The organism is Terriglobales bacterium, from assembly GCA_035487355.1.
GTDB lineage: Bacteria > Acidobacteriota > Terriglobia > Terriglobales > Acidobacteriaceae > QIAW01.
Genome location: DATHMF010000002.1, coordinates 59115 through 71070 on the forward strand (window position 1 = coordinate 59115; position 11956 = coordinate 71070).

7 protein-coding genes are annotated in these 11956 nt (G+C 55.0%); 5 read left to right on the forward strand and 2 right to left on the reverse strand.

The window, feature by feature from the left end; all coding sequences use genetic code 11:
* Nucleotide 1: 1 nt before the first annotated feature.
* Nucleotides 2–1738, reverse strand: a complete 1737-nt coding sequence (glgP, locus tag VK738_00185; protein HTD21050.1) for an alpha-glucan family phosphorylase — start codon at nt 1736–1738, stop codon at nt 2–4.
* Nucleotides 1739–1902: 164 nt separating this feature from the next.
* Between glgP and VK738_00190 the strand changes: the two genes are divergently transcribed.
* The 5 genes from VK738_00190 to VK738_00210 all read left to right on the forward strand — a co-directional run bounded on the left by VK738_00190 (nt 1903) and on the right by VK738_00210 (nt 8249).
* Entirely contained in the window at nt 1903–4314 is a 2412-nt protein-coding gene (locus VK738_00190) for a phosphoketolase family protein (GenBank protein HTD21051.1), read from the forward strand.
* Entirely contained in the window at nt 4302–5501 is a 1200-nt protein-coding gene (locus VK738_00195; protein HTD21052.1) for an acetate/propionate family kinase, read from the forward strand. Before VK738_00190 ends, VK738_00195 begins: the two co-directional genes overlap by 13 nt.
* Before the next feature lie 126 nt (nt 5502–5627).
* Nucleotides 5628–6302 carry a response regulator transcription factor gene (locus VK738_00200; GenBank protein HTD21053.1) on the forward strand — a complete coding sequence of 225 codons (675 nt, stop codon included), beginning with the start codon at nt 5628–5630 and terminating at the stop codon, nt 6300–6302.
* The gene (locus tag VK738_00205; GenBank protein ID HTD21054.1) at nt 6299–7702 is read left to right on the forward strand and encodes an ATP-binding protein; all 1404 of its coding nucleotides are present in this window, start codon (nt 6299–6301) and stop codon (nt 7700–7702) included. The genes VK738_00200 and VK738_00205 overlap by 4 nt, the downstream gene beginning before the upstream one ends.
* A 91-nt stretch (nt 7703–7793) precedes the next feature.
* A complete protein-coding gene (locus VK738_00210) occupies nt 7794–8249 on the forward strand; it encodes a PepSY-like domain-containing protein (protein ID HTD21055.1) in 456 nt (151 codons plus the stop codon).
* Nucleotides 8250–8524: 275 nt separating this feature from the next.
* Here the strand turns inward: VK738_00210 and VK738_00215 are convergent, their stop codons facing one another.
* Complete coding sequence (locus tag VK738_00215; protein ID HTD21056.1) at nt 8525–11953, reverse strand: PAS domain S-box protein; 3429 nt, start codon at nt 11951–11953, stop codon at nt 8525–8527.
* Between the last annotated feature and the right edge of the window lie 3 nt (nt 11954–11956).

Here is an 11956-nt window from a genome sequence, read left to right on the forward strand (position 1 = left end):
ACTATCCTTGAAGAATTTCTTCTGGGTGAGTCAGCTTTTGGGGAAAGTAAGCATTGGCTTTGTACTGTTCCAGCATTCGCTGGGTATTGAAGAAGCTCCCATTTACGGCAATGGCGCTTCGCATGACCACGGCATAGGCTTCGGGCTGGCGATAGAACAAAGGAATAATTTGTTCTTCCAGCTTTTGATATAGTGATGCCGCTTCGGCTACCGTATCAATCGTCTCAGGACGGCCGTCCTGTCCAATCGCCCAGCCGGTAACGCCCTCAAAACATCCCTCAATCCACCAACCATCAAGAATGCTCAGGCTGGGCACGCCATTGAGGGCCGCTTTCATTCCGCTCGTTCCCGAAGCTTCCTGGGGCCGCTGTGGAGTATTCAGCCAAAGGTCAACGCCTGCGACCATCAACTTTGCCAAGGCCATGTCATAGTTTTCCAGGTAAACCATTCTGATATCGTCCTTCAGTTGAGCCGCGGCCGCGAAGACGCGCCGAATGAGGGCCTTGCCTCCTTCATCCGCCGGGTGCGCCTTTCCCGCGTACACGATCTGGAGTGGTCCCGTATTCTTTGCAATCGCTCGCAGGCGGTTTAGATCAGAAAAAAGCATATCAGCGCGCTTGTAGGCTGCCGCCCGGCGTGCGAACCCAATCGTCAAGATGGAAGGATCAAGTGTCACTCCGTTTCGCCGCTGCACTTCTTCGATCAACACGGCCTTGGCGCGGCGGTGTGCTTCGCGGATTTCATCCAACGAAATACCTACGGCATAGCGGAGATATGCATTGTCGCGAATCCACTCCGGGACATGGCGGCCATATAAGTCGTGAAAAGCGGATGATGTCCAAGTGACGGCATGCACCCCATTGGTGATGGCGTGAATTGGGAACCCAGGAAACATGCCGTGAGAGACTTCCCCGTGCCGCATTGCAACACCATTAATATAGTGAGAGAACTGCAGGGCAACGGAGGTCATGTTGAGGATCCCGTCGCGGAAGCATCCGGTCTGTTCCAAAAGCCTGGTTCGCCGTTCGCCAAGCACTTGCTGCACCATCGCCTGCGGGAATTTGTCGAACCCTGCGGGAACGGGGGTGTGCGTGGTGAAGATGCACTGGCGCCTCACTACCTCGATGTCATCTTTATCTGGAACCTGGGTGTTGCGAAGCTCAAGCTCCTCTTCCAGCAGTGCCAGGGTTAGAAGTGAGGAGTGCCCTTCATTCATGTGATAGCTGTTGATGTCATCCAGGCCGAGACTGCGCAACATGGCAATTCCGCCAATTCCGAGCAAAACCTCCTGGCAGAGCCGATAGCGGTTGTCGCCGGCATAAAGGCTGTCGGTCAGCTTGCGGTCCCACTCGCTGTTTGTGGGAAGGTCGGAATCGAGCAGGTATACAGGCACAACGTGTCCCGACATGCCGGTGATGTCGTATCGCCACGCCTGCAGTTTTACTTCACGGCCTTCGATCGAAACCGTGACGGTTTGGTTCGCAGGCTGCAACCGCGTTTGCGGCTCCCATACGTCAGGTTCTTCAGTTTGGTTTCCCAGAGCGTCTAACCGTTGGCGAAAATAGCCCTTGCGATAAACCAGGGAGACGGCAACCAGCGGAAGCTCCAAGTCCGCGGCGGAGCGAAGTGTATCTCCCGCCAGGATGCCCAGGCCACCGCTGTAAGAGGGAATTGACGGGGCAAGCGCAATTTCCATGGAAAAATAAGCTATCTTGCCGTCGTTTGCTTTGGACATCATGCCCGTGCCTCGCAGTCTTCTGATGAGTTATTCTATGTGGTTTGATGAAAATACTTCCATCCGGTCTCTAAAATTTCACAGAATTTTAAATTCTTCGCAGCAGGGCAACGTCTATCTGAGGGCGTAGAATCCATGAAGATACGTATTTTGAAAGCAGGAATCCTATGGGCGACGTTGAAGTTACCGAGCAAGCACTCCCGGCGAAGCAGAACGCGATAACGCACAAACCTTTGAGCGCTGAAGAAGCCCGCAAGTTAGATGCCTACTGGCGTGCCGCTAATTACCTATCGGTTGGACAGATCTATTTGAAGGAGAATCCTTGCCTGGAGCGGCCTCTCACTCTGGAAGACATCAAGCCGCGTTTGCTTGGCCATTGGGGCACGACGCCGGGGCTCAATTTTGTTTACGTGCATCTGAACCGCCTGATTGTGCAAAACGATCTCAACATGATCTACATCATCGGACCCGGGCACGGCGGGCCCGGAATCGTTGCCCACACATACCTTGAGGGTTCTTACACCGAGATTTATCCGCATATTGAACAAAATCGTGACGGAATGAAGCGACTTTTCCGGCAATTTTCCTGGCCTTATGGAATTCCCAGCCACGTGGCGCCGGAAACTCCTGGCTCGATCCATGAAGGTGGTGAATTGGGTTATTCGTTGCTGCATGCCTACGGAGCTGCACTGGATAATCCGGACCTGATTGTGGCCTGTGTGGTTGGCGACGGAGAAGCCGAGACCGGCGCCTGCGCCACGAGCTGGCACTCTAACAAGTTCCTGAATCCGGTGCATGATGGCGCTGTGCTGCCGATCCTGCATCTGAACGGCTACAAGATTGCCAATCCGACGGTCCTGGATCGCATCAGCGAAGACGAGCTACTGCAACTGTTCCGCGGATATGGATATGAACCGTTTGTGATCTCAAGCACCGAGACGCCTGATATTCATCAGGCGATGGCGGCGACGCTCGATAAGATTCTTGAGGAAATTCGCTCCATCCAGGCACGTGCTCGCAAGAATGGCAAATTGGATCGTCCGCGCTGGCCTATGCTCATCCTTCGGACTCCTAAAGGTTGGACGGGTCCTAAAGAAGTAGATGGCAAGCCGGTTGAAGGCACTTGGCGTTCGCATCAGGTGCCGGTTACCGATCTCGCCAGCAATCCCGGTCATTTGCGCATCCTGGAAGATTGGCTTAGGAGCTACAAACCGGCGGAGCTGTTCGATGAGAACGGCAAGTTCCACTCCGAACTGGCGGAGACTGCGCCCAAGGGCCAACGCCGGATGGGAATGAATCCGCACGCGAATGGCGGTCTTTTGCTTCAGCCACTCACCATGCCACACTTCCGCGACTATGCGGTTGCGGTACCTAAACCGGGCGCGGTCGAGGGCGAAGCAACCCGCGTGTTGGGCCGCTTTCTGCGTGACGTCATGAAGCAAAATCAGGATAAGAGGAACTTCCGTCTGTTTGGTCCGGACGAAACTTCCTCCAACCGTTTGGATGCTGTCTATGAAGCGACGGCTAAGCAATGGATGGCGGAAGTAAAACCGGTCGACATAGATTTGGCCCCCGACGGCCGGGTCATGGAAGTTCTGAGTGAGCACATGTGCCAGGGATGGCTTGAGGGATATCTGCTCACCGGGCGGCATGGATTCTTCTCCTGTTATGAGGCTTTCATCCACATCATTGACTCGATGTTCAACCAGCACGCCAAGTGGCTCAAGACAACGCGTCAGCTCACGTGGCGTAAACCCATTGCTTCACTCAACTATTTGCTCACCTCGCATGTCTGGCGGCAAGATCACAATGGGTTCTCGCATCAGGACCCCGGCTTCATTGATCACGTAGCTAACAAAAATGCCGATATCGTGCGCATCTATCTGCCGCCTGACGCCAACACTTTGCTCTCGGTCGCAGATCACTGCTTACGCAGCCGCCACTATGTGAATCTCATCGTGGCTGGCAAGCAGCCGGCGCCGCAATGGCTTGATATGGATTCAGCGGTCCGGCATTGCACTGCCGGAGTGGGAGTCTGGGAGTGGGCGAGCAATGATGACGGCGATCCGGATGTCGTGATGGCCTGTGCCGGTGACGTACCCACGCTTGAGATCCTGGCAGCGGTTATGCTGCTGCGGGAGTCAATTCCGGATATTCGTATCCGCGTCGTGAATGTCGTGGATCTTATGGCCTTGCAGCCGGCGAGCGAACATCCTCATGGATTGGCGGACGAAGATTTTGATGAGATATTCACTGCCGACCGTCCGGTTATCTTTGCTTATCATGGTTATGCGACGTTGATCCATCGGTTGACCTACCGCCGCCGCAATCATGACAACATCCACGTGCGCGGATATAAAGAAGAAGGCACCACCACGACACCCTTCGACATGGCTGTTCTCAACAATATGGACCGCTTTCAGCTTGCGCTCGATGCCGTGCGGCGCATCCCCAGACTTAAAGCCATGAACGAAAAAGCGACGCAGCGGTATTACGAGATCATGCAGCGCCACAAAATCTACGTCGCCGAGAACGGGGAAGACATGCCTGAAGTGAGCAACTGGAAGTGGTCGGCATAGCCCAGGCCATGGAGATCGGACCGAATTCCCAAAAAAGAACGATTCTTGCCCTCAATAGTGGCTCTTCTTCTCTGAAACTCGGTCTGTATTCCTTGCAGGGAGCAAACGAAGAAACTCTAGCAACCGGAGCTGCCGAGGCTCTCGGAACAAAAGACGGCCGCGTGTGGATGCAGCAAGGCGAGAAGTTTCTCCTGAAAGAAAACCGCGCGTTTGCAACTTCGCGAGAAGCGGCAGACTTTTTAACTAAAACCCTCAGCGTTCATTCACTGCCCGAGCCTGAGGTTATTGGACATCGCATCGTGCACGGCGGGCCACGCCTGCGCGAGCACGTGCGCATCACGCCAGAAGTCCTCAAAGACCTGGAGGCGGCCACTGTTTTCGCTCCGATTCATACTCCGCCTGCGCTTGAGGTAATTCGTTTTGCCATGGAACGCTTTCCTCGCCTGCCCAACGTCGCGTGCCTGGATACTGCATTTCACCGCACGCTGCCTGAGCACGCCGCCCGGCTTCCTTTGCCAGCTCGTTTCTGGCAATCCGGCATCCGGCGATATGGATTTCACGGGCTCTCCTGCGAATCCATTGTGCATACGCTCGGCCCAGACCTCGCCGGCAAAACCGTAATCGCGCATCTCGGCAACGGCGCCAGTGTTACCGCAGTCAAAGAAGGTTGCTCCATCGAAACCACCATGGGGCTCACCCCGACAGGTGGTGTCATCATGGGAACTCGCAGTGGTGATCTCGATCCCGGTGTTCTCCTACACCTGCTGCGCGACGAAGCTTACGACGCACAGCAACTCGAGCAACTTCTTAATCATGAGGCTGGTCTATTAGGTATCTCGGGCACGACCAACGAGATGCGAAGCTTGCTGGAAAGCAGCGCTACCAATGCCAGTGCATGCCTTGCCGTTGAGATGTTTTGCTATTCGGTAAGAAAGGCGGTTGGTGCAATGGCGGCAGTGCTCGGTGGTCTCGAATTGCTGGTCTTTTCCGGCGGAATTGGGGAACACGCTGCGGCCGTACGCGCAGGCATCTGCAGCGGACTCGATTATCTTGGGATTGCGTTAGACCAGGAAGCAAATGGGCGTCATGCAGATGTGATCAGCACATCCGGCAGCCGCTGCAGCGTGCGGGTTGTTCCCACGGATGAAGATTTGCAAATTGCACGCCATTGTTCACAGCTCGCGTAAAGAATCCGGTAGATCAATCGCTCATTCATGGAATCTTCAGAGTAAGAACGTACGATTTAATAAACATACGATTAATTTTGATCCTGGCGCCATTATTATTAAAGGAACGCGAGGAGAGTGGGTAGAGTGTGGATACTGGTAGTAGAAAATGAAGCCCCAATGGGCGAGTTGCTGCGGCAAGGGCTTGAAGAGGAAAACCACGCGGTAACGCTGGCGCGAGACGGCATGGAAGGACTCCATGCCGCCAAGACCAGCAGCTTCGATGCGATTGTGCTCGATGTGATGATGCCCGGCATGGATGGCTTCGAAGTCGCCCGCCGCCTGCGGGCCGCCGGTCAACAGGTTCCCATCATTATGCTGACGGCGCGTGATTCCGCCGCGGACATCGTCAAGGGCTTGGACGCAGGGGCCGACGATTACCTGACGAAACCCTTCTCTTTGACTGTTCTTCTCGCCCGGTTGCGGGCCATCTCCCGGCGCGCGGCACAGCCATCCATGCCGACCTTGCACATTGATGATCTGGTGCTTGATCCTGCCTCACGTGAAGTGACTCGTGGCGGTCAGAAGATCAACCTCACGGCAACAGAATTTCGTGTTCTGGAATTTTTGCTGCGCCGGGCAGGCAGGGCCGCCTCACGCTCATCCATCATCGAAGCCGTGTGGGGGTTTGAAGAGGAGATCGAATCCAATACAGTGGATGCATACATCAAGTTATTGCGCGACAAAATTGACAACAAGCGCGAGCGGAAATTGATCCAGACCGTGCGAGGTTACGGCTACATCCTGCGGGAAGAAGTATGAACCGGCGCTCCATTCGATTTCGTCTTACTGCCTGGTACGCCTTCATCCTGACAGTGACTTTTGCAGTTACAGGATTTGCTGTCTGGTGGACGATGCGGAGCAGCATCCACGAGACCGTGGATAAAGACTTGCGCACCCGCCTGCGCGCAATGCGCAACTACCTGCAGAAACAAGCCACCGATCCAGATTCTGGTTCTGTTGCCGAAGAGTTAGCTGAGGATGCATCACTCTCCGGCACGCGCTTTCGAATCATCGGCGGCGATGGCCGCTGGATTTATCAATCGCCTGAGACAAAACAATGGAGTCAGCAACCCCCGGATACGTCGCATCTCCCGACAAATGGCAGAGTGGAGACAATCACGGTCAACAAGAGGCCGTTCAGGGTGCTTACCGCACAGGTGCAGCTCAGTCCAACTCAATCGGGTGTAGTTCAAATCGGCGTACCAATAGGCGAGTTTTACGAGATGCTCGGGGGCTTCACCTTGACGGCTCTGCTGGCGAGTCCGCTGGTCCTGCTGCTGGCTTCCGCGGGCGGTTATTGGATGAGCCGCCGCGCTCTCGAACCCGTAGACCAGATTGCCCGTACAGCAGAGGAAATCGGAGCACAAAATCTCTCTGAACGCCTGCCATCGCGCGGAACCGGTGACGAACTCGATCGTCTTTCAGCCACGCTGAATTCCATGTTTGCCCGTCTGGAAGCAGCGTTCCGTCAAATTACCCAGTTCACCGCCGATGCATCGCACGAATTGCGGACTCCGGTCGCGATTATCCGGATGACGGCTGAACTGGCGCGCAGCAAGCCGCGCAGCTCCGAGGAATACACCAAGGCGCTGGATGGCATACTTACCGAAAGTGAGCGCACATCGCGCTTGATCGAAGATCTCATGCTGTTAGCTCGCGCCGATGCCGGCGCCGATGGCATGGTTCGCGGACCTGTGAATCTTGCCGAGTGCCTGGGCGACGCCTGTACTGAGGTGCGCGTTCTGGCTGAGCATAAGGGAATCCGCCTCGATGCCGATGCAGCCGCCGACTGTACCATTTCGGGAGATGACCAGGCGGTCCGCCGTCTGTTTCTCATCTTGCTCGACAATGCCATCAAATACACGCCGTCGGGTGGTGAAGTGCGGGCGAATCTGGTACTTGACGGCTCCGCGGGCAAACGGGCTGCTGTTGTAGAAGTGCGGGATACCGGTGTGGGAATTTGTGCAGACGACCTCCCGCACGTTTTTGAGCGTTTCTATCGCGCAGCCAAAGACCGGTCACGCACCACCGGCGGTGCAGGCCTGGGGCTCTCGATTGCGCGTTGGATCGCCGAGAGGCACGGCGGCGAGATCCAGGTCGAAAGCACTCCCGGAGCAGGATCAGTTTTTCGCGTACGCTTGCCGCTACTCACCTCATGAAATAATTCTTTTTAAGTAGCTTCATTTTCCTCTTCTTTCTTCAGGCGTTCTTCAGAATCCACATGGACAATCAGAGTAGGAGGAATTACGGATGAAAACATTCATTGCTGCAACAATCTTATTCGGCGTCTTCGGAACCATCACGGTGTTTGCCGCTGAAAAGAAAGTAAAGTTAACCGACCTGCCGCCCGCCGTTCAGCAGGCGATCAAGGACAATACCAAGGATTCCACACTGGTTGGGATTTCCAAGGACGTCGAAAATGGAAAGGTCGAGTATGAAGCCGAGACCAAAGTTAACGGACACGGAAAAGACATAACTTTCGACGAAACCGGCAAGCTGCTTGCTGTGGAAGAAGAGGTTCCACTTGACAGCGTTCCAGCCGCCGCCAAAACCGCCATTGAAAAAGCTGCAGCCGGTGGAAAAATCAGGAAAGTCGAAAAGATAACCGAGGGAGGCAAGGTCTCATACGAAGCCGGAATAACCAAGGACGGCAAGAAGTCCGAAGCCCTGTTTTTGGCTGACGGCACTCCTACCAAAGAAGACTAACTGCCGTTAGCAACAAATCTGGATAGAGGCGGAGCCCTATGAAAAAAACAGGTAAGTTATTGGCCGTGGTGATTATTTCAATTTGGGCTTTTGCCTGGCCGGATCAGGCGATTAGCGCGCAGATTTCGCCGTCAAGGACCCCGAATTTGTTTTGACCAGAGTTGAAGGCAAATAAATAACTTTTTACGACCTGCTATGGCTAGCAGCGCTGGGCCGCCTGGGTAACCGCAAGATGCGTTGCCGAGGCGGCCTTGTTCACTTTCAGAGGTGCGAATCTACTTCGCAGCCGAGTCCAGCACCTCGCGTATTTTTTGCATAAGAGCGCGGGTGGAAAAGGGTTTCTGCAGAAAGGCGCTATCTGCGGCAAAGACCCCGCGATGCTCTACAGCGTCATCAGAATAGCCCGACATATAAAGCACTTTTATGTGCGGATACTTGGTCACCAGGCGCTGCGCCAACTCGCCTCCGTTCATGCTTTTCAACACCACGTCGGTGAGCAACAGGTCGAGCCGCTCGGAGAGGTCGTCACACATGCGCAGGGCCTCTTCGCCTTGGGCCGCCTGTAAGACTTTGTATCCATGATTCAGCAGAATGTGGCTCACCAGTTCGCGCACTCCGTCTTCATCCTCCACCAGAAGCACCGTCTCTGTGCCCCCGGGGATCTCCTGGTCGGTTGTGCGCTGAGGAATTTTTGCTGCCGGCTCGGTGACTTTGGGTAAATAAATCTTGAAAGAACTTCCTTTCCCGACCTCGCTGTCAACCCAGATGTGTCCGCCGCTTTGCTGCACGATGCCGTAAACCGTGGAAAGTCCCAATCCCGTGCCCATGCCGGCCGGCTTGGTGGTGAAAAATGGCTCAAAAATGCGGGAGCAAGTGGTTCGATCCATGCCAACGCCCGTATCCGTAACCATCATCCTTACATAATCGCCCGGAGTGACGTCACGGTGCGCATGCGCGTATTTCTCATCGAGATGAATGTTCGCCAGTTCAATGAAGAGCCTGCCGCCCTGCAGCATGGCATCACGGGCGTTAACTGCCAGGTTCATGATGACTTGTTCCACTTGTCCAGGGTCGGCCTTCACGCGGTCCAGGTCAGGTTGGAATTGGGTGCGCAGTTCGACATCTTCACCCAGCAGCCGGCGTAAGAACCCTTCCATATTGGAGATGATTGCATTCAGCTCGAGCACCTTAGGAGCAAGCATCTGTTGGCGGCTGAAGGCGAGCAGTTGCACCGTCAATTCGGTTGCGCGGTCAGCGGCCTTGCGGATTTCTTCCACTTCGGCAAGCAAGTGGGCGCTCTTGACCCCTTCCATCAGCAACTCGGTGTTGCCGCGGATCACGGTCAGCAGGTTGTTGAAGTCATGCGCGATGCCGCCTCCCAGGCGCCCCACAGCTTCCATGCGCTGCGACTGCCGTAGCTGCTCTTCGATGGCGAGGCGCTCGGTTACATCTTCGGCGATCATCTCGAACCCTGCGGTGTGACCTTGGTCCAGTACTGCGCGTCCGCTGAGTCGAACTGTGATCTGGCGCCCATCTTTGCGGCGCCACTTGACCTCCATGCTCTCGACACGTTGGGTTTGGCGGTACTGTTGCACCAGGCGGGCGTGCTCCTCCGGATTCACAAAAACGTCGCGAACCAGGTTCAGGGCCAGGACCTCCTCCGCCCTCTCATAACTCAACATGGAGACCAGCGCGGGGTTCACGTCGGTGAATTTGTCATCCACGCTGGTGAGATAAATACCGTAGACCGCGCTTTGCACCAATGTGCGATAGCGCGCTTCCGAAGAACGCAGCGCCTCTTCGTTGCGCTTGATTTCAATGGCATTGGCGATTTGTTGTGAGACAAAGCTCAAAATCTGTTTTTCCTTCTCACCATAGCGCACATTGGGTTCATAGGTTTGCAGCACCAGCACCCCAAAAGTTTCATTGCCTTTTTTCAAAGGCACACCCATCCAATCGAGAGAGGGTTCGCCGATGCGATCGACCTCGTCCTTGTTTTCCAGCTCCTCCAGTATTTCCGTGGTTGCCAGCAAAGGCTCTCCTGTGCGCAGCACGTATTCGGTCACGCCCCGTCGACTCGATCTAGGCGGAGGCGGCGGATCGTACTCATCAACAAAGTACGGAAAGCTCACCAGGTCAGTCGCAGGATCGTAATAAGCGATGTAGCAATTCTTTGCGTACATCAATTCGCTCAAAATGGCATGGATCGAGGTGTAAAGCTGCTGCAAGTCTGAGGAAAGGCGTGCCGTTTCGGCAATACGATAAAGTGCCGATTGTAATTGCTGCGCGCGCTTACGCTCAGTGATGTCAAAGCCGCTGCCAAACCCGGCCAGGTTGCCTCCCAGCATGATGACGCCGGCGGCAAAATCGATCCAGCGCACCTCACCGCCCTTGCGTACAATCTTGATCTCATAGTGATTCGGAACGTTTTCTTTTCCCGACTGGCGGTCCAGGCCACGCTGCCGGATCAGCTCCCTCATGTCAGGATGGGTTATGTCCCAAAAGTTCATGTTCAACAGCTCCGGGCGGGTGTACCCGGTGATGGCCTCGGTTGCCGGATTGACGTAAATGAACCTGTCGCCCTTATAAATGAAGATGGCAGAAGCCGCCGTCTCAGCCATGACGCGGAATTGCGTTTCGCTCTCCCGCAGCCTCGCTTCTGCTTTCCTGCGTTCACTGATGTCGCGATAAATAGCGTAGAGTGCCGTCTGGCCCGGCGAAAGGATGATAGGAGCGATTAACAGCGAAACGTCAAGAAGACTGCCGTCTTTCCGGTGCCGCTGGCTTTCGATGAAAGAAGGCCCGGTTTCGGTAGCGCGTTTGATGAGCTCCAGTGCTTCTTCTTTTTTCTCAGTGGGAACTACCAGGTTGTAAATAGTTTTCCCATTGGCTTCCTCTGCGCTATAGCCGAACATACGGCTAAATTCGCGATTGATGCGCAAAATCTTGCCCTCGGCATCAATCACGGCAATGCCTTCCGGCGCGCTCTCAAACAATTGTTCCAGATAGGCTTTCTGCACCTGCAGGTTCTGCTCTGCCTGTTTGCGCTCGGTAATGTCGAAGCCGGTACACAACACAGCCGAGCTTCCCGCATACCCGATTGCGCCTGCCGTAAAATCCAACCAGCGTATGTCGCCGTTTTTGCAGAGGACCTTGATTTCGTTGCGTGTGGGAACGGGTATCTTTCCGGCCTGGCGGTCCCGGCTACGCTGCCGCACCATCTCACGCATATCGGGATGGACTGTATCCCAGAAGTTCATCTGCAACAGTTCCTGGCGCGTATAGCCAGTGATCGCCTCGGTCGCCGGATTTACATAAACAAACTTATCTCCTTTATAGATGACGATGGAGCTAATCGCAGTTTCTGCCATGGCGCGGAATTGCGCTTCGCTCTCACGGGATGACTGCTCCATCTGGTGGTGTGCAGTGACGTCGTGTACAACGCTGAGCAGGCATTCCCGCCCGTGATAATTGACGACGCTACTATTGATTTCGACCCGCAACAAGACCCCATCCCGGGTGCGATGAGTGAATTCTTGGCTGACACCGCCCTTGGATTCCGCAATGCGCTGCTGAATAAACGCGTATTCCTCGGACCGATGCAAATCCATCGGTGTCAGGGCGAGAAACTCTTCCCGGGAGTATCCATACTTACCAAGGGCGGCATCATTGCAGTCAAGAAAGCGGCATGTCTGGCGATCAATAAC

Bases quoted from the DNA above. Each gene is read 5' to 3' on its own strand.
- VK738_00190 (HTD21051.1), top strand. From the start codon at position 1,903: ATGGGCGACGTTGAAGTTACCGAGCAAGCACTCCCGGCGAAGCAGAAC.
- VK738_00210 (HTD21055.1), top strand. From the start codon at position 7,794: ATGAAAACATTCATTGCTGCAACAATCTTATTCGGCGTCTTCGGAACC.
- glgP (HTD21050.1), bottom strand. From the start codon at position 1,738: ATGATGTCCAAAGCAAACGACGGCAAGATAGCTTATTTTTCCATGGAA.
- VK738_00205 (HTD21054.1), top strand. From the start codon at position 6,299: ATGAACCGGCGCTCCATTCGATTTCGTCTTACTGCCTGGTACGCCTTC.